Source organism: Variovorax sp. YR752, from assembly GCF_943372545.1.
The window spans coordinates 1-18,862 of the sequence record NZ_CALRZC010000059.1 but is presented as its reverse complement, the minus strand read 5'-3'; the positions used below and the strand labels follow the sequence as shown (position 1 = coordinate 18,862).

General features: G+C 71.0%; 14 protein-coding genes, 2 tRNA genes and 1 pseudogene. 6 read left to right on the top strand and 11 right to left on the bottom strand.

Going from position 1 to position 18,862, the window contains the following annotated elements; translation table 11 throughout:
- Positions 1–23: 23 nt before the first annotated feature.
- From AAG801_RS15910 to AAG801_RS15900, 3 genes and pseudogenes are all read right to left on the bottom strand, one after another.
- Positions 24–654: pseudogene (locus tag AAG801_RS15910) on the bottom strand (methyl-accepting chemotaxis protein); the annotation flags it as partial.
- Between the two features lie 240 nt (positions 655–894).
- A tRNA-Ser gene (locus AAG801_RS15905) sits at positions 895–982 on the bottom strand.
- A gap of 43 nt (positions 983–1,025) precedes the next feature.
- Positions 1,026–1,847 (bottom strand): symmetrical bis(5'-nucleosyl)-tetraphosphatase, encoded by an 822-nt coding sequence (locus AAG801_RS15900; RefSeq protein ID WP_341889238.1) that lies wholly within the window; start codon positions 1,845–1,847, stop codon positions 1,026–1,028.
- 47 nt (positions 1,848–1,894) lie between these two features.
- Between AAG801_RS15900 and AAG801_RS15895 the strand changes: the two genes are divergently transcribed.
- The 5 genes from AAG801_RS15895 to AAG801_RS15875 are packed head-to-tail and all read left to right on the top strand — an operon-like array spanning position 1,895 to position 7,882.
- Entirely contained in the window at positions 1,895–3,211 is a 1,317-nt protein-coding gene (locus AAG801_RS15895) for a hemolysin family protein (protein ID WP_341889237.1), read from the top strand.
- Positions 3,208–3,963 carry a SapC family protein gene (locus AAG801_RS15890; protein WP_341889236.1) on the top strand — a complete coding sequence of 252 codons (756 nt, stop codon included), beginning with the start codon at positions 3,208–3,210 and terminating at the stop codon, positions 3,961–3,963. The genes AAG801_RS15895 and AAG801_RS15890 overlap by 4 nt, the downstream gene beginning before the upstream one ends.
- Positions 3,950–5,158, top strand: coding sequence for an alpha/beta fold hydrolase (locus AAG801_RS15885; protein WP_341889235.1), 1,209 nt, complete (start codon positions 3,950–3,952; stop codon positions 5,156–5,158). The genes AAG801_RS15890 and AAG801_RS15885 overlap by 14 nt, the downstream gene beginning before the upstream one ends.
- A 16-nt stretch (positions 5,159–5,174) precedes the next feature.
- Entirely contained in the window at positions 5,175–5,822 is a 648-nt protein-coding gene (locus AAG801_RS15880) for a DUF502 domain-containing protein (protein WP_341889234.1), read from the top strand.
- Between the two features lie 44 nt (positions 5,823–5,866).
- Complete coding sequence (locus AAG801_RS15875) at positions 5,867–7,882, top strand: diguanylate cyclase (RefSeq protein ID WP_341889233.1); 2,016 nt, start codon at positions 5,867–5,869, stop codon at positions 7,880–7,882.
- Between the two features lie 7 nt (positions 7,883–7,889).
- Here the strand turns inward: AAG801_RS15875 and AAG801_RS15870 are convergent, their stop codons facing one another.
- A complete protein-coding gene (locus AAG801_RS15870; RefSeq protein ID WP_341889232.1) occupies positions 7,890–10,199 on the bottom strand; it encodes an NADP-dependent malic enzyme in 2,310 nt (769 codons plus the stop codon).
- Positions 10,200–10,306: 107 nt separating this feature from the next.
- On the opposite strand from AAG801_RS15870, the gene AAG801_RS15865 reads away from it, so the two are divergent.
- Positions 10,307–10,666 carry a hypothetical protein gene (locus AAG801_RS15865; RefSeq protein ID WP_341889231.1) on the top strand — a complete coding sequence of 120 codons (360 nt, stop codon included), beginning with the start codon at positions 10,307–10,309 and terminating at the stop codon, positions 10,664–10,666.
- Between the two features lie 9 nt (positions 10,667–10,675).
- Here the strand turns inward: AAG801_RS15865 and AAG801_RS15860 are convergent, their stop codons facing one another.
- From AAG801_RS15860 to AAG801_RS15830, 7 genes are all read right to left on the bottom strand, one after another.
- Positions 10,676–10,996, bottom strand: coding sequence for a hypothetical protein (locus tag AAG801_RS15860; protein ID WP_341889230.1), 321 nt, complete (start codon positions 10,994–10,996; stop codon positions 10,676–10,678).
- Between the two features lie 75 nt (positions 10,997–11,071).
- Complete coding sequence (locus AAG801_RS15855; RefSeq protein WP_341889229.1) at positions 11,072–12,277, bottom strand: alpha/beta hydrolase; 1,206 nt, start codon at positions 12,275–12,277, stop codon at positions 11,072–11,074.
- Complete coding sequence (locus AAG801_RS15850; RefSeq protein ID WP_341889228.1) at positions 12,277–13,857, bottom strand: hypothetical protein; 1,581 nt, start codon at positions 13,855–13,857, stop codon at positions 12,277–12,279. Before AAG801_RS15850 ends, AAG801_RS15855 begins: the two co-directional genes overlap by 1 nt.
- A 137-nt stretch (positions 13,858–13,994) precedes the next feature.
- A tRNA-Thr gene (locus AAG801_RS15845) sits at positions 13,995–14,070 on the bottom strand.
- Between the two features lie 60 nt (positions 14,071–14,130).
- Positions 14,131–16,584, bottom strand: coding sequence for an EAL domain-containing protein (locus AAG801_RS15840; RefSeq protein ID WP_341889227.1), 2,454 nt, complete (start codon positions 16,582–16,584; stop codon positions 14,131–14,133).
- 142 nt (positions 16,585–16,726) lie between these two features.
- A complete protein-coding gene (locus AAG801_RS15835; RefSeq protein WP_341889226.1) occupies positions 16,727–18,331 on the bottom strand; it encodes a diguanylate cyclase in 1,605 nt (534 codons plus the stop codon).
- 197 nt (positions 18,332–18,528) lie between these two features.
- A partial coding sequence (locus AAG801_RS15830) for a histidine phosphatase family protein (RefSeq protein WP_341889225.1) occupies positions 18,529–18,862 on the bottom strand: 334 nt, incomplete at its 5' end.

Sequence of the window (18,862 nt, the reverse complement as noted above, 5' to 3'; positions counted from 1 at the left end):
TGCACCGCCGAGACGCGGAACACGCCGATGGCCTTGCTCTGCTCCAGCGCCGCCGAGCTGATGTCGGCGATCATCGGCGAGACCCGCTGCACGGTGGCGACGATCTCCTGCATCGAGCTGCCCGCCTGCACGACGAACTGCGTGCCGGCGTCCACCTTGCCGGTCGACGTGCCGATCAGCGCACGGGTCTCCTTGGCGGCGCCGGCCGAGCGCTGGGCGAGTGCGGGCACCTCGCTGGCGACGACGGCGAAGCCGCGGCCCTGTTCGCCGGCACGCGCCGCCTCGACGGCGGCGTTGAGGGCAAGGATGTTGGTCTCGAAGGCGATGCCGTCGATGGTGCCGCCGATGCCGGCGATCTTGCGGCTCGCGACATAGATCTGTTCCATCGTCGTGACGACCCGCGCCACCACCTGCCCGCCGCCCTCGGCGGCCAGCTTCGCGGCCGATGCCAGCTGGTTCGCGGTACCCGCCGTCTCGGCGGTCTGGCGGATCGTGCCGCTGCGCTGCTGCATCGAGCTGGCCGTCTGCTGCAGGTTGGAGGCAGCCGCCTCGGTGCGCTGCGAGAGGTCGGAGTTGCCGCTGGCGATCTCCGACGACGCCGTGGTGATGTTCTCGGCGCGCTTCGCGCACCTGGGCCACCGCGGTGCGCAGCGAGGTCACTATCTGCACCAGGCCGTGCATCGATGGCGTGGGTACTCCCAGGGCTGTCGGGCGGCGGAGCTGGCGCTTGACGGTCCGGGCCGCGCCTCGAGCGTGAAGAAGTCGAGGGGCGCCTGGTCACGCGCTGGGGCCGCCGTCATCCGCATCGCGTGGGCGCGGCGTGGAGATCACTCGCTGATGTGGAGCTGCCAGAACTTCGTGGCAAGCGCCGCGCGGGATGGCACGCAGGTGCGTTGGCGGAAGCGGTGAGATTCGAACTCACGGGCCCTTGCGAGCCGCCGGTTTTCAAGACCGGTGCAATCGACCACTCTGCCACGCTTCCAGGCGAAGAGCGCGGATTGTAGGGCGCGGCCTGGGCGATTCGTTCAGCCCGGCTGCTGCGCCTGCTCGCAGCTCACCTGCACCACCTCGCGCCGCCCGCCATCCACACGCACCGCGGTCAGCGAGCCGCCCCAGACGCAGCCGGTGTCCAGCGCCAGCAGGTCGGGGCGGGTCACCAGCCCGAGTGTCGACCAGTGGCCGAAGGCGATCGGCGCGTCCTGCGTGCGCCGGCCCGGCGCATCGAACCACGGGTAGAAGCCGGGCGGCGCGCCGCCGGCACCTTCCTTGGTCTTCAGGTCCAGCGCGCCGCTCGCATCGACGAAGCGGATGCGCGTCAGCACGTTGATGATGAAGCGCAGGCGCTCGTTGCCTTCGAGATCGCCACTCCAGCGCACCGGCTCGTCGGCGTACATCACGTGCAGGAAGTCGTTCAGCGCCTCGCTCTTGAGCATCGCCTCCACCTCGGCCGCGCGCGCGAGCGTCTCGTCGCGGTCCCACTGCGGCACCACGCCGGCGTGCACGCACAGCCAGCCGCTCTCCACCACCGCCATGCGCCGCTGGCGCAGCCACTCCAGCCAGGCGTCGCGGTCGGGCGCGTCGAGCACGTCGGCAATCGTGTCGCTGCGGTGGGCCTTGCGGCCGCCGCAGGCCACCGCCAGCAGGTGCAGGTCGTGGTTGCCGAGCAGGCAGGTGGCGGCGTCGCCGAAGCCGCGCAGCCGGCGCAGCGTGGCCAGCGAGGCCGGGCCGCGGTTGACCAGGTCGCCGAGCACCGTCAGGCGGTCGCGCGAGGGCGAGAAGCCGATCTGAGCGAGCAGCCGCTCGAAGGCATCGCAGCAGCCTTGCAGGTCTCCGACGAGGTAGTGCATCGCCCGATTCTGCTACGCTGCCCGCTCCTTCCTGCCTGCGCGCCCGCATGGACGTTGCCCTTCTCGTCTTCCTGATCCTCCTCAACGGCCTGTTCGCCATGTCCGAGATGGCGCTCACCGCCAGCCGCAAGGCGCGGCTGCAGGTGATGGTCGAAGCCGGCGACGACGGTGCGCGCCGCGCGATGGACCTGCACGACGACCCGACCAAGTTCCTCTCGGTCGTGCAGATCGGCATCACCTCGATCGGCGTGCTCAACGGCATCGTCGGCGAGGCCGCCTTCTCCGGTCCCTTCGCCCAGTGGCTCGTGCTCACCTTCGGCCTGCAGGATGGTGCGGCACAGATCTCCGCCACCGCGATGGTGGTGGTGGTCATCACCTTCCTGACCATCATCTTCGGCGAACTGGTGCCCAAGCGGCTCGGCCAGATGTACCCGGAGATGGTCGCGCGGCTGGTGGCGCGGCCGATGGACTGGCTGTCGATCGGCACCCGGCCCTTCGTCAAGCTGCTGTCCTTCTGCACCGAGGGCACGCTGCGCCTGCTGGGCATCCGCGGCGGGCCGGACCGCAGCGTCACGGAAGAGGAGATCGCCGCCAGCCTGGTCGAAGGCGTCGATGCCGGCGTGATCGAGGAGCAGGAGCACCAGATGGTGCGCAACGTGTTCCGCCTCGACGACCGGCAGGTCGGCTCGATGATGATCCCGCGCGCCGAGATCGTCTGGATCGACGTGAGCTCGTCGCGCGAGGAACTGCTGACGGTGATCGTCGACGACAGCCACACGCGCTACCCGGTGTGCCGCGGCGGGCTGGACGACGTGCTCGGCGTGATCAGCGCGCAGAAGCTGCTGCAGCAGGCGATGGCCGGGCGCGAACTCTCGTTCACCGAGGGCCTGGAGGCGCCGGTGTTCGTGCCCGAGACGCTGTCGGGCATGGAACTGCTGGACCATTTCAAGGCCTCGTCGACGCAACTCGTCTTCGTGGTCGACGAGTACGGCGAGGTGCAGGGCATGATCACCGTGCTCGACGTGCTGGAGGCCATCACCGGCGAGTTCACCACGCCGACTGCCGAGGACGCCTGGGCGGTCAAGCGCGAGGATGGCAGCTGGCTGTTCGACGGCCTGATCCCGGTGCCCGAGCTGAAGGACCGGCTGGAGATGAAGGAGCTGCCCGAGGAAGACCGTGGCCGCTACAACACGCTGGCCGGCATGGTGATGCTGTTGCTCGGCCGCCTGCCGAGCACCACCGACTCGGTCGAGTGGGAGGGCTGGCGCTTCGAGGTGGTCGACATGGACGGCAAGCGTGTCGACAAGGTGCTGGCCAGCGCGCTGGCGCTGCGCCCCGGCGAGGGCGAAGGAAACGGCGCGTGACCAGCGCGTCGGCGCTGTACCGCGCGCCGCAGCCGCTGGACCCGGTGCGTCATGCCTCGCTGCGCATCCAGCCGCTGAGCGACTGGTCGATCGCTGCGCGCATGCATGCGGTGTTCGTCGCCGTCGACGAGTGGCCGGAGGCGGCGCTGGAGTTCCCGATCCTGTTCGTGCACTCGGGCGAAGTCGATGCAGCGGGCGCGCCGGTGGTCACGCCGGTGGCGCTGCTCGGCCTGGCGCAGGGCGAGAACCTCGCCGTCGAGGGCACCCGCTGGCGCGCACGCTACGTGCCGGCCTTCATCCGACGCTACCCGTTCGTGTCCGGCCGCGGCGGGGTGTTGATCGACAGCGCCTGGAGCGGCTGGTCGAGCGTCGAGGGCGAGCCGCTGTTCGACGCGCAGGGCCGGGCGACGCCGGTGCTGCAGCGGGCACTGGCGCTGCTCGAAAGCTTCGACGTGCAGGCACAGCGCACGCGGGCCGTATGCGCGCGGCTGGCCGCGCTCGATCTCTTCAAGCCCATGCAGGCCGATGCGACGCTGCCCGACGGGCGCACGCTCACGGTCGAGGGCTTCCGCGTGATCGACGAAGAGCGGCTGCAGGCGCTGCCGGATGCCGTGGTGCTGGAACTGCACCGCGACGGCCTGCTGAAGGCCATCCACCTGCAGCTCGCCTCGCTGGCGACGATGCGCCATCTCATCGAGCGCAAGGCGCGGCGCGAACGATCAACACGAGGAGCCGGTGATGGACCGCAGTGACGATTTCGAGCGTGGCGTGAAGAACCGCCGCGCGGTGCTCGGCGACGAGTGGGTCGACCAGTCGCTCGGCGGCACCACGCAGTTCAACGCCGACTTCCAGGACCTGGTGACGCGCCACGCCTGGCTCGACATCTGGGGCCGCCCGGGGCTGGACGTGGTGACGCGGCGCCTGCTGGTGCTGGGCATGACGATGGCCGCGGCGCGCTGGGAGGAGTTCGAACTGCACTGCAAGGCCACGGTGCGCGCCGGCGTGCCGCTGGAGAAGATCCGCGAGACGCTGATGCAGGGCGCGATCTACTGCGGCGTGCCGGCGGCCAACACCGCCTTCAAGATCACCACGAAGATCCTGCGCGACGAAGGCCTGCTGCCGCCACCCGCGCCGCTGACCGCCGGCGTGCGCGCGGCCATCCACCACACCTTCAGCGCGCCGCAGATCCGCGTGGCGCTGCAGGGGCAGGGCACGCCGGTGGTGCTCAGCCATGCGCTCGGCGCCGACCTGCACCTGTGGGACGAACTCGCCGCCACCCTGGCCGAACGCCACGCAGTGCTGCGCTACGACCACCGCGGCCACGGCGGCTCCGCCACGCCGGCCGGGCCCTACACGCAGGACGACCTGGTCGACGACGCGGCGCGGGTGATCCGCGAATGGGGCCGCGGCCCGGTGGTGTTCGTCGGCCTGTCGATGGGCGGCATGGTCGCGCAGGGCCTGGCGGTGCGCCACCCGCAGCTGCTGCGCGGCGTGCTGATCGCCAACAGCAGCGCGCGCTACCCCGACGAAGCGCGAGCCGCCTGGACGCAGCGCTTCGCCGCGATCGCCAACGGCGGGCTCGCTGCCATTGCCGACGGCACCATGGAGCGCTGGTTCACGCCGGGCTTCCGCGCTGCGCAGCCGCAGGTGGTCGAGCGCACCCGGCAGACCTTGCTGCGCAGCGATGCGACCGGCTACGTCGGATGCGGTCACGCGGTCGCCTCGGTCGACTGGCTCGATCGCCTCGGCAGCGTGACGTTGCCCACGCTGGTGATCGCCGGCGCGCACGATGCCGGTGCGCCGCCGGCGATGTCGGAAGCCATCGCTTCGCGCATCGCCGGCGCGCAGCTGAAGATGCTCGAGGCGGCGCACATCAGCGTGCTCGAGCAGCCGCAGGCTTTCGCGCAGGCGCTGCACGAGTTCATCGACGGCCGCTGCGGTGGCTGAGCCCGGGCGCGACACCATGAACCGCACCGGCCGCCACCTGCTCAAGGTCTTCGTCACCGGCCTGCTGGCAGCGCTGCCGCTGGCTGCCACGGCGCTGATCTTCGTCTGGGGCGCGCGGCTGGTGGTCGAGTACGTCGGCCCGCAGAGCATCGTCGGCGGCGGCTTGCTGCGCATCGGGCTGGGCATCACCGGCTCGGAGGTGGTCGGCTACTCGATCGGCGTGCTGGCGGTGATGCTGGCGATCTTCGCGCTCGGCCTGCTCGTGCAGACCCGACTGCACACGGTGCTGGAGGCGCTGACCGAAAACATCGTGCAGCGCATCCCGGTGGTGCGCAGCGTCTACGACATGGTGAAGAAGTTCGTCGAGCTGTTCGCGCAGCGTGACGAGTCGCAGGTCAAGTCGATGAGCCCGGTGTGGCTGCACTTCGGCGGCGTCGGCGGGGCGGCGGTGCTCGGGCTGCTGTCCACGCCCGAACCGGTGCGCATGGGCGAGGTCGACTACCTCGCGGTGCTGGTGCCGACCGCGCCGGTGCCCGTCGGCGGCGGGCTGCTCTATGTGCCGGCCGCCTGGGTCGTGCCGGCCGACGTGGGCGTCGACGGCCTGACCAGCATCTACGTGTCGATGGGAATCACCTCCGCACAACACATCGGCGCGAAGAAGTGATCGGTAGACGTTAAAGTCTGATCGGTATCGACCGATACCGACTCATGGACTTCTTGTGGCGCCGCCTGGCTGGCGCATGGGCCTCGATCAAGCTGCGCGTGACGCTGTCGGCGATCGCCGCGATGGCGGCCGGCGTGCTGCTGACCGCGCTGCTGCTGGTGCAGCGCGCCGAGCGCGACACGCTGACGCACCACCGCGACCGCGAACTGGCCGAGGTCGTGCACATGGCTGGCCTGCTCTCCGATCGGGTGGTGGAGCGGCAGCGCGCCCTGCGTGCCAGTGGCGACCAGATCGACCCGGCGATGGTGCAGGATGCCGCGCGGCTGAAGAACTTCCTCGACAACAAGCCGCTGCTGCGCGGGATGTTCTCCAACATCTTCGTCGCCGCAGCGGATGGCCGCATGGTGGCTTACGCCGACGACGCCGGCGTGCGCAGGCCCGACATCAACCTCGGCGACCGCGAGTACTTCCGCCGCGCCCTCCGCGATCAGCGGCCGGTGATCTCCGAGCCGGTGCCGGGGCGGGTGTCCGGCGAGCCGGTCATCGTGTTCGTCCATCCGCTGGTGCGCGACGGCGCGGTCTACGGCGCGCTCGGCGGTGCGCTGCGTCTGGCCAGCCGGGATCTGCTGGGCGAAATCGCCGGCATCAGCGATGGCGAGGCGACCTCGCTGACCGTCGTCACCGATGCGCAGGGGCACGTGCTCGCCCACCCGATGCGGCGCAACCTGCTGCAGCCGGTCGTCGGCGAGCCGCGCCTGGCCGAGGCGCATGAGCATTGGGCCGCCAGCGGGAGCCCGGTCGAGCCTGCCGGGCTGATGCTGCAGCAGTCCGGCGAGCTCGTCAGCGTGGCCGGTGTGGCCGGGCCGGACTGGCTGGTCTGGCGCGCCATGCCGGAAGGCGAACTGCTCGGGCCGCTGCACGCCGCACGCCGCGAGGCGCTGCTCGCTGCGGCCGGCCTGGTCGCGCTGCTGTCGCTGGTGATCCTCGCCATCGTCTCGTGGCTGCTGCGGCCGCTCGGACAACTGGCCGGGCGCGCGCAGCACCTGTTCGATGGTTCGCTGGACATCCACGACGGCTGGCCGAACGCCGGCGGCGAGATCGAGCGCCTGTCGCGCGTGCTGCGCCACGTCGGCGCCGAGCGCGCCCAGCTCGAGTCGTTCAACGGCCAGGTGCTTCGCAAGCTGTCGTCGGTGATGGCGGCGGCGCCGGTGGGCATCTGCTTCACGCGCGACAAGCGTTTCGAACTGGTCAGCGAGGAGTTCTGCCGGCTGTTCGGCCGCTCCGAGGCGGACCTGCTGGGCCAGCCGGCGAGCTGCATCTATGCCTCCAACGAGGACTACATGACGCTCGGCCCGCAGGTGGTGGCGGAGTTCAAGCAGGGCCGCGCCTACATCGGCGAGTGGCAGATGCTGCGCGCCGACGGGTCGTGTTTCTGGGGCCAGCTGCGCGGCCGCCCGGTGGCCGACGGCGACCCCGCGGCGGGCACCATCTGGACGATCGCCGACATCAGCGAGCAGGTCGCCACGCGCGAGCAGCTGGAGTGGTCGGCCACCCACGATGTGCTGACCGGGCTGGCCAACCGAAAGCTGCTCGCACAGCGCCTCGAGCGGGTGCTCGAGGCGTCGCCGCGCTCGATGCCGGCCGAGGTGGTGATGATCGACCTCGACCACTTCAAGCCGATCAACGATCGCGCCGGTCATGCCGCCGGCGACGCCATGCTCAAGGCGGTGGCCGCGGCCATCACCTCGCGCGTGCGTGCCACCGACCTGGTCGCGCGCCTGGGCGGCGACGAGTTCGCGCTGTTGCTCGAACGCTGCCCGCACGACACGGCGTTGCGCATCGCGGAGAACGTGCGCGAGGCGATCAGCGCCATCGCGCTGAGCTGGGAGGGGCAGATGCTGCGTGTGGGCGCCAGCCTCGGTGTGGCGTCGCTGAGCGAAGAGACGGCCAGCGCCGCCGACTGGCTGGCCGAGGCCGACGCCGCCTGCTATGCCGCCAAGTCCGCTGGACGCGGCAGCGTGCAGGCCGCAAAGCGGCCCGCGCTTCGGATCGTCGGCTGAGCCGGCCTCAGCCGCGGCCGCGGCCGCCGGCGTCGGCCACCGCCAGCGCCGTCATGTTGACGATCCGTCGCACCGTTGCCGCCGGCGTCAGGATGTGCACCGGCGACTTCACGCCGAGCAGCATCGGCCCCACCGTCACGCCCTTGCCGCCGGTCATCTTCAGCACGTTGAAGAGGATGTTGGCGGCGTCGAGGTTGGGCAGGATCAGCACGTTGGCCGCGCCGGTGAGCGTCGAGTCCGGCACGATCGAGGCGCGCAGCTCCTCGCTGAACACCGCGTCGCCCTGCAGTTCACCGTCACAGGGCACGCCCGGCATGCGCTTGACGAACAGGTCGCGCGCTGCGCGCATCTTCACCGCCGAGGCACGCTTGCTGCTGCCGTACATCGAGTGCGAGACGAAGGCCAGCTTCGGCGGGATGCCGAAGCGGCGCACCTCCTCGGCGGCCATGGCGGCGATGTCGGCCAGCTGCTCGGCGTTCGGGTCGTCGTTGACGAAGGTGTCGGCGATGAACAGGGTGTGCTTGTCGAGCATCAGCGCGTTCATGGTCGCGTAGCAGCGCGCGCCGGGGGCCGGGCCGATCACTTCCTGCACATGCCCGAAGTGCGCGTCGAAGCGGCCGACCAGGCCGCACAGCATCGCGTCGGCATCGCCGAGGTGCAGCATCAGCGAGCCGATGGTGGTGTTGGAGCGCCGCACCGCCGCCTTGGCCATGTCGGCACTGACGCCGTTGCGCGCATTGATGCGGTGGTAGGCCTCCCAGTACTGGCGGAAGCGGGCGTCGTCTTCGGGGTTGACGACCTCGAAGTCGCGCCCGGCCGCCAGGCGCAGCCCGGCACGCTCGATGCGCGTCGCAATCACCGCCGGGCGGCCGATCAGGATCGGGTTGACGAGCTTCTCGTCGAGCGCGATCTGCACCGCGCGCAGCACCCGTTCGTCTTCGCCCTCGGCGTAGGCGACGCGCCGCGGCTCGGCGCGCGCCGCCGCGAACACCGGCCGCATGAACATGCCGGTGTGGGTGACGAAGCGCGTCAGCGATTGGCGGTAGGCCTCGAGGTCGGCGATCGGCCGCGTCGCCACGCCGGACTCGGCAGCGGCCTTGGCCACCGCCGGCGCGATGCGCAGGATCAGCCGCGAGTCGAACGGCGTCGGGATGATGTAGTCGGCGCCGAAGCGCAGCTCGCGGCCGGCGTAGGCCGAGGCCACCTCGGCGCTGATCTCGGCCTTCGCCAGTTCGGCGATCTCGCGCACGCAGGCCACCTTCATCGCCTCGGTGATGCGCGTCGCGCCGCAGTCCAGCGCGCCGCGGAAGATGTACGGGAAACACAGCACGTTGTTGACCTGGTTCGGGTAGTCCGAACGGCCGGTGGCGATGATGCAGTCGGGCCGCGCCTCGCGCGCCAGCTCCGGGCGGATCTCCGGCTCCGGGTTGGCCAGCGCCAGGATGATCGGCCGCGGCGCCATCGCCTTGACCATCTCCGGGGTGATCGCGCCGGCCGCCGAGCAGCCGAGCACCACGTCGGCATTGACCATCACGTCGGCCAGCGTGCGTGCCGGCGTCTTCTGCTGGTAGCGCTTCTTCGACTCGTCGAGCCTGTCCTCGCGGCGGTCGTGGATCACGCCCTTCGAATCGCAGACGAAGATGTTCTCGCGCCTGATGCCGAGCTCGACCAGCAGGTCCAGGCAGGCGATCGCCGCCGCACCGGCGCCGGACACCGCGAGCTTCACCTCGCCGATCTTCTTGCCGACCAGCTCGAGCCCGTTGATGACCGCGGCCGCCGAGATGATCGCCGTGCCGTGCTGGTCGTCGTGGAAGACCGGGATCTTCATGCGCTCGCGCAGCTTCTTCTCGATGTAGAAGCACTCGGGTGCCTTGATGTCCTCGAGGTTGACGCCGCCGAGCGTCGGCTCGAGCGCGGCGATGATCTCGACCAGTTTCTCCGGGTCCTTCTCGGCGAGCTCGATGTCGAACACGTCGATGCCGGCGAACTTCTGGAACAGGCAGCCCTTGCCCTCCATCACCGGCTTGCCGGCCAGCGGGCCGATGTCACCCAGGCCGAGCACCGCCGTGCCGTTGGTGACCACGCCGACGAGGTTGCCGCGCGAGGTGTACTCATGGGCCAGCGACGGGTCCTGCTCGATCGCCAGGCAGGCATAGGCCACGCCGGGCGAGTAGGCGAGCGATAGGTCGCGCTGGTTGGACAGCGGCTTGGTCGGCGTCACCGAGATCTTGCCGCGCACCGGCGTGCGGTGGTACTCGAGCGCGGCATCGCGCAGCGCCTGTTCGGCGGGTGACAGCGGCTTGGTGTTCTTCTCCATGGCGGGCCTCCTTGACGGCACGGGACTTCGACGCGCCGATGGTGCGCCTTCACCGGGGGCATGCCATCGGCGTTTCCCACGAGGCGCGCAGGGCCTACCATGGCGTCATGAAGACCGCTGCGTTGCTCTCACTGTCCATCGCCGCAACCCTGCTTGCGGGCACCGCCCGTGCCGACGAGGCCTGGCCGGTGGCCGGCCAGCAGGGGCTGGTGCGCTTCGTCATCGTGCCCCCAGCCCAGGCGAAGCAAGAGGATGCCTATGCCCGCCAGGTCAAGCTGCTGTGCGAGCCCGAGCGCACCTGCTTCCTGAACTTCTACACCAACAGCAGCGGCGCCGCGGTGGCCGTGCCCTTGCCCGATGCGATCGCCGACGAGGCGACTGCCACCTACCGCCGTTCGGCCAAGCAGGGGGCGGAGCGTTTCCTGTGGAGCTGCCGCCTGAAGATGCCGCAGCCCGAGTGCTTCTAGAGCCGGGCGCTACTCGACGAAGGTGGCGCGCACGATGCGCCATTCCTGCTTGCCGCTGTCGCTGCGCGAGCAGCCCAGCGGCTCGGGCTCGGCGCCCGGTGCGAGTTCGGAGCGTGAGCGATCGCCGGTACCGACGCCCATGTGGTAGCGGTCGAACCAGACCTTGATCTTGCGCGTCGGGTGCGTGCTGCGCACCTGGATCTGCGTGCCGTTGCGCTGCACGCAGGTGGCTGCATGCTCCTCGACGAACTGCACGAACTTGACCGGATCATCCTCGGCGCGCGCCGATGCGGCCACCAGCAGGGCGAGGACGGACAGTGCGCGCTTCATGTCAGTACCGCCCGGCCGTTCCGAAGGTACTGAGCGCCCCTCGGGGGGGCCGCGAACGAAGTGAGCTTGGGGGAGTCATGTCAACCACTCCTTCAGTCGGGCGTACACCTCGGCGTTGCCCAGCAGGTCGAGGTGGTTCATGCCGTAGCCGATCCATTGTCGGTCGACCGGGAAAGCCAGCGTGCGTGCGGGGTCGGCATGGCGGCCCAGTGCGCTGTCCAGCGGCACCAGGCCGTCGCCGAGCAGCTTCTCCTTGACCGTGCCGCCTTGCGCGCCCAGGCTGGCCGCCACGGCGAAGGCGCGCACGCCCTCGGGCAGCGGCACCGGCTGGCGGCGGTCGCCGCCGCGCGCGAAGCGGTCGCGGCCGACCCAGTCCTCGTCGAGCAGCAGGCCGTGGCGCAGGTCGGTGATGCCGGCGCTGCGCACCTTGCCGAGGCGTGCGAACGGCGCCGCATAGGGCGTGGCGCCGAGCACCAGGTCGACCCAGTGGCCGGCGCGTTCGAGCGGCGCGCCGTGGTGCGGCGTGCCGAGGAAGACCAGGTCGTCGAGCCGCCCGGCCCAGCGCTGCCCAGCCTGCGCGGCATGGTGCAGCGCGCTGCGCGTCACCAGCCCGCCCATGCTGTGGCCGACGATGGCCAGGCGCTGCAGCGGCTGCGGCCAGGCATCGACCAGCGATTCCATCTGCTGCGCGAAGGCATGGCCGTTGATCGACACGTGCAGGCCGCTGTTGTAGCGCAGGTAGACCGGCGTCCAGCCGAGTTCGCGCGCCAGCGCCTCGCCGTGGTCGTGGCCGTTGCGCTGCCATTGCTGGTCGTTCATGCACAGGCCGTGCAGCAGCACCAGCAGCTTGCCGCCGGCCGCCGGCAGTGCCGCGGCCAGCGCGTCGCGTTCGAGCGGCAGCGGTGCGCCGCCATGGCGCAGTTCCATGGTCGTGGCCAGCGGGTTGCCGCTGGCGACGAGGTAGTCGCCGAGCACGCCGTTGAGCGCGGAGACGATCGCGTCGCGCTCGCGGCCATCGCTGTAGCGCCCGAGCGCCGGCGCGACCCAGCCGAGCAGCGCTTCCAGGCTGCCGCCGACCACATGCGTGACGCCGCGGATGGTCTTGTAGACCAGGCCGCTGATGCCGTTGGTGCGGCCGTCGAGCGTCGCGTTCGATCCGGGCAGCCGCGCGATGCGTTCGTGCATCGCCTCGACCAGGCTGGTCAGGCCCGCGGTCGCGTCGGTGGCCAGGCGCGCGGCGCCGCGCAGGTCGGCGCTCTTGGTCGGAGGGGAAGGGGGCATCAGGTGGGCGCGGGCAGGGGGGTGGCGCGAGTATCGGTGACGAACAATGCCCGCAGCACCTCGCGCCGCTTGGCGGCGTCGATGCGCGACCCATCGACCCAGACGAAGCGGCCGACCGGCGCCGCGGCGGCGTCGCTGCGCGCCTCCGCCAGCGCCGTGTCGCCATCGGTGAGCACGACCACGCGCGCCAGCCGCGGCGCGCTCGCCAGCACGCCCAGTTCGTGCCGGCAGCCGCGGTTGTGCGCCTTGAAGCTGCGCAGGTCCATCAGCACCACGTCGCTGGCCGCCACCAGCGCATCCAGCGCCTGCTGCCAGGTGCTGTCGTGGCAGTAGACCTCGTTGATGCGGTGGCGGCCCTCGGCATCGGGCGCGAGGTCGAAGGCGGCGATGCGCGCCTCGAGCTGCGACGGGTGCAGCACGAAGCGTTCGGCCAGCCGGCCGTCGAGGAAGCCGAAGATGTCGCCGGCATCGAGCGTGCGCTCGACCAGGTCGGTGCCGGCGATCAGCAGCGTGTTGCCGCTGGCGCGCCAGCGTTCGACCACCTCGTCGAACAGCGCCTGCACCTGCGCATCGCGCTGGAACACGCGCAGCACCAGCAGCGTCGGCGGCCGGCCGGTGGGGCGATGGACGCGGGCGGCGATCCCCATCACCAGCGGTATCCAGCCCAGCGGTGCGAGCATCACGATCGACGCCGGGCCCATGTCGCCCCAGGCGCCGAGCATGCGCAGCAGCAGCACGATGCCCCAGACCGCGGTGAACAGCACCATCAGCTCCGACAGCCAGTGGCGCGCGTAGGCATGGGCCAGCGTGCGGCCGAGCCACTTCGCCGGCCACCAGGCGATCAGCCAGGGCAGCAGCACGAAGGCGGCCATCACCGCGTACGCATCGATCGCGGCCGGCAGGCGCTGCAGCCACTGTGGCCGCTGCGCGACCACCCAGGCCAGCGCGTCTGCGCCGGCGACTGAGGCGCCGACCAGCAGCATCAGCAAGGGCAGCAGCCAGGGCGCTGCCGCGCGCGTCGCGCCGCCCAGGCACAGCGCACCGATCAGCAGCATCGGCGCGCCGATCTCGCCGGCGAGGAAGAGCAGCGAGCTGGACAGCGGCTGCGGCTCGATCGAACGCCAGGCGATCAAGGCCAGGCTGCCGGCGAACCACAGCAGCAGCGCGCCGGCCACACGCCACCGTGACCAGCGCCACAACAGACCGAGCACGGGAATCACCGGCCACAGGTTGAGCACGGCGAGCGTGGTCAGCCGGGAGGGCGTGAGCACGTGCTGATCCAGCATCGCCACGCCGAGGAACAGCGCGGCGCTGCTCAGCGACAGCAAGGCCGAGAGGAGCACCAGCAGCAATGCGATGCGCCGGCCGGCGCGGCGGTTGTCCTGCCAGGTCAGGGGTGCGGATGCTGCCGTCGCAGCCTGCGTGGCGTGTGGCGCGGGGGAGGGCGCCGCCTCCGCCTCCGCACTCATCAACCGGCGCATCGCTGCGCGGTAGCGTTGCGCCAGCAGCAGCGCGCCAGCCGCCGACAGCAGCGTGGCCACCAGGAGGATGAAGACGATCTTGCCGTTCGTGAAGTCCATGCTGCGCCGCCAGTGCGCAGCTTGGACCCGGCGCAGCGCGCGGTCAACCGGGACGGGGCATCACGCGGCCTGCCGCACTGTTCGGCCGCAAAGACAAAGGGCCCGTCAGGCTGATGGACTGACGGACCCTTCGAAGATGGTGCCGGTGAGAAGAGTCGAACTCCCGACCTTCGCATTACGAATGCGCTGCTCTACCAACTGAGCTACACCGGCGACAGCCCGCGAGTATAGCGGAACGGCTCCTGCCTGGAGCCGCGTGAGACGATGGTCGCCTCAGGCGTTCATGGCCTTGCCGGCCAGCAGCGTCTCGAACTGCGCCACTGGCATGGGGCGGCCGTAGAGCCATCCCTGCGCCTGCGGGCAGCCCTGGCCACGCAGGAAGGCCGCCTGCGCGTCGGTCTCCACGCCCTCGGCCACCAGCCCGAGGTTCAGGGCCGACGCCATCGCGATGAAGGCCTTCACCAGCTCGGCCTCTCGCGTGCTGCGATCGATGCCCTGCACGAAGCTCTTGTCGATCTTCAGGCAATCGACCGGGAAGCGCGCCAGGTAGTTCAACGCCGAATAGCCGGTGCCGAAATCATCCAGGGCGATGCGCACGCCCAGAGCGTGCAAGGCGTCGAAGGCCTTGTGTACGCGCGCCGACTGCTCGAGCAGCGCGCTCTCGGTGATCTCGATCGACAGCCAGGCCGGTTCGCAGCCGGTCTCGGCCAGCACGCGGGCCACGCTGGCTGCCACATCGTCGCCGACGAACTGCCGGGTCGAGACGTTGACCGCGATGCGGATCGGTTCGGCCCTGCCGCGGTTGCAGCGCACCGCGGACTCGGCCGCGGTGTGCAGTACCCAGTGGCCGATCGGGACGATGCTGCCGTTGTCCTCGGCGATGGCGATGAAGGCATCGGGCGACAGCAAACCGAGTGCAGGGTGCTGCCAGCGCAGCAGCGCCTCGGCGCCGATGATGCGGTCCTGGTGCTGCAGGCTGACCTGGGGCTGCAGGTGCAGCACCAGGCCCGCGCCGCGTGTGGCCTCGCGCAGCGCCGACTCCAGCAGCAGCCTGCGCTGCACGGCTTCGCCCAGCTCGCGGCGGTAGTACTCGGTGCGCCCGCGCCCGCCGCGCTTGGCGTGCTGCATCGCGCTGGCGGCATGGACCAGCAGCGCTTCGAGCGTGTCGGCATCGCCGGGGAACAGGGCGACGCCGATGCTCGCGCTGACCTGCACCGTGCGGCCCAGCAACTGCAGCGGCGCTGCCACTGCACGCTGCAGCTTGTCGGCGATCGCCCCCAGGGACTCGGCATTGTCGATGTCCGGTGCGACGACCACGAACTCGTCGTCGCCCTGCCTCACCAGCAGGTCGTTGGCGCGAAGGCAGGAGGCCAGCCGGCGCGCTGACTCGCACAGCAGCTCGTCGCCCGCCGCCGGGCCGAGCGCGTCGTTGACCGACTTGAAGCGGTCCAGGTCCAGCAGCAGCACGGCCGTCATGCGGGCGTGGCGCCGCGACGCCGCCAGCAGTGCCGGCGCGCGCTCCAGCAGGGCCTGGCGATTGGGCAGCTGGGTCAGCGGGTCGGTACGCACCAGCGCCTCGATCCGCTCGAGGTAGGCGGCCTTCTCGGTGATGTCGCGGCCGATGCCCAGCACGCCGCAGACCCCGCCGCGCTCGTCGTGTTCGGGCACGAAACGGATCTGGTGCACCTGCGCAGCCCGCCCTGGGTCTTCCAGGCGAAGCTCCAGCATCTCGGGCTGGTCACCGCGCAGCACGCGCTGCACTGCGGCGAAGACGGGCCGGTACCGCTCGTCGGCGGCCAGATCGAGCGGCGTGCGGCCAAGCAGCAGTTCGGCCGGGCGCTGCATCAAGCGTGTGAAGGCCGGGTTCGTGTAGCACATGCGTGCCTGTTCGTCCCAGCGCACGATGTTGTCGTCGGCATTTTCCGCCAGCGTCCGGAACTCGCGCTCCCTGGCGGCAAGCGCCTCGCGGATGCGCACCTGCTCGGTCGTGTCGCGCCCGACGGCGATGGCGCCGCTGATGGTGCCGTGCAGGTCGCGTTCGGCGGAGAAGAGCACGCTGTGCACGCGCAGCGTGCCGTCGGGGTGGGGCACCTGCAGTTCGAAGGTGCCCGGCTCGCCGGTGCGCAGCGTGCGCCACAGCTGCGCCTCGTAGCCCTCGACGCCGCGCATGCCAGGTGGCGCGGCCTCGCTGGGTGTGTGCCCGACCACGCGCAGCGCGCTCACCGACACCTGGTCGTCGATTTCGCGGTTGCAGTACACCGCCCGACCGTTCGCGCCGTAGCGGATGATCACGTCGGGCAGGTGTTCGGTGAGGGTGCGGAAGGTGGGTTCGCTCGCCGGTCGGGCGGCTTCGCGGGCGTGTACCAGTGCGCGGCGCTGCTGGGCGTCGGGAACGATGTCCACTGCGTAGACCGCGATCCCCTGGGAATCGCGCGTCCAGGTCAGATTGAAGGTCGGCACGGCGGCTGCGAAGGCCGATCGCACGCGCTCGCGCAGCGTGTCGGCCTCGGCGCCGAACAGGCCGGCCTGCACCAGCGTGCGGCCGATGAAAGGTTCTGCGCCCCGGCCCAGCGCGGCGATCGCCGCGGGATTCAGGTAACGCAGCGTGCCATCCGCGTCGACGAGGACGACCAGGTCGGGCAGCCGGTCCGCCCAGCGGGCCAGGAGCAACGTCTCCGTGTCGCCACCATGAGCCTGCACGGCGCCCGACTCCGGTTCGACATCCATCGCCGCATTGTGCCGTTGCGCGTCCGCGCGGAGCAGCGCCCCAGGCGGCAACGTCGGCAGCCGGGCCGACTTTGTGAACATCTTTTCACGCACCGGCCCCCTTTCGCCAACCGGTGAGCCAAGGCTCCCCCAGCCGTCAGGTTCAGCCGCTGCCGACGACGCGGTTGCGGCCGCTCCCCTTGGCCGCATACAGCCGCCGGTCGGCCAGCGCCAGCATGGCTGCACCGTCGGCGGCCTCGGTGGCGTGGGCCAGACCGATGCTCACCGTGACCTGAAGCCCCGGCGCGACGGCTGACCAGTCGTGCGCGGCCACGCGCTGGCGCAGGCGCTCGGCGGCCGGAAGGCCGGCCGGCGGCTCGCCGCGGTACAGGACGATGAACTCCTCGCCGCCCAGCCGCCCGGCCGTGTCGGTCGGCCGGCAGTTGTCGCGCAGGATGGCACCCAGCACGCGCAGCACGGCATCGCCGACGGCGTGCGAGTGGTTGTCATTGATGTGCTTGAAGTGGTCGACGTCGACGATGGCCAGCCAGTGGCCGTCCTGCGGGCCGGACAGCAGGGCATCGATGTGGCGGCGGTTCGCCAGCCCGGTGAGCGGGTCCTCCACGGTCATGCGCTGCAGGTCCTCGGCGCGGCGGCGCAGCTGGTCGTTGCTGGTGGTCAGCACACGTGCCCGTGCGCGCTCCTGCTCGGCGTCCAGGTGCAGCGCCGCGACGCGGGCGTTGCGCTGGGCCCGTTCCGCACTGACCTGGGCATGCAGCGCATGGAACTCCTTGTGTCGCACCAGGGCCTCCTGCCAGCGGCCGCAGCGTTCCAGGGCCGTGGACAGATGCTCGGTGATGGTCGCGCGGTGCACCCGGTCGTCGTTGATTGCCAGGGCGGACTCGAAGACCGGCACTGCTTCCGCGGGATGACCCATCGCCAGGTGGATCAGCCCGAGCGAGTCGTGCAGGTGCGAGCGCTGGCGCGGCAGCAGCTCCGGGTGCTGCCGTGCCCAGTCCTGCAGCAGGGTCAGGGCCTGTGTCGGCTCGCCCACCAGCGTCAGCGACTCGGCCAGATTGAGCAGCGCGCTCGATTCGTAGTCGACATGGCCGATGCGATGGGCCACCTGCACAGCCTCGGTGGAGCGGGCGATGGCGATGCGCTCGTGCTGCTCGGCCAGCGCGGCATCGCCGGCGTCGCGCGCTCGCGCCGCCATGGCGCTGTGCACACAGGCGACGGTGTCGACGGCGGCGCCGTAGGCTGCCTGGTTCTGCAACGGGCGGGCCAGCTCGACAGCGCGCTCGCACCACTGCATGGCCGCCGGCAGGTCGCCGAGGTCGAGATGGATGACGCCCAGGGCGATGGTCGCGGCCTGACGGGCCTCGTCCAGCCCGTCGCTGTCGGGTTCGGCCGTCGCCAGTCCCTGCATGGCCAGCAGCGTCAGGTCCAGCGCGGATGGTGACTCGCCGACGGCGTTCAGGCAGCGCGCCTGCAGCGTTCTCGCACGTGCGAGCCAGATCGGCGCGTCTGCGTCGGCCGCCGTCGTGCAGACGTCGGCGGCGAGCCCGATCGCGATGTCCAGCTCGCCGCGGATGTAGTGCCACCTGGCCATGCAGTACTGCGCACCGGCACGTTCGGCCGGCGTCTGCGCCGCGGCCAGCGCGCGCTGGGCCGCATCGAGCGCGCGTGGCATGTCCTGCGCCTGCAGGTGGGTGGCCACGGTGTCGAACAGCGAGCGCAGTGCGGGTGAGACGGGAACCTGGGGCATGGCGGCGAGGGCTGTCCCACTCGCGGCGGCCGATGCAACCCACGCGACGGGCTGACGCATTCTCATTGATGCACCACCCCTCGCGGCAACGCAGGGCCGGTGACCGCGACGACTATTCCCGCTCGCTCGCCGGCATGCTGCTCGCCGGATGCTGGTCTTGACCCGGCTCAAGCCGCTCGGCGGAGCGCCGGCGAGCCTCAGCTGTAGGTGATCCAGCCGGCCTGTTCCGGCCCGGCGAGGTGCGGCAAGGTGTTGAAGCTGAGCAGCGAATGCCGCTTGGGGCTGAACACGAACTCGCTGACCGAACTGTTGCGGATGCGCAGGTTCAACTCGATGGCGGTGTCGTTCGGCGCGCCGAGCACGTCGGCCACCGCGGTGGCGATCGGCCCGCCGCTGGAGACGATCAGCACCGCGCCCTCATGGGCGGCGCGCACGTGGTCCAGCGCCTCGCGGATGCCGGCGACGAAGTCGGCGTGGCGCGGCATGCCGGCCGGCTCGGTGCGGCCGTCCATCCAGGCCTGCAGGCCTTCG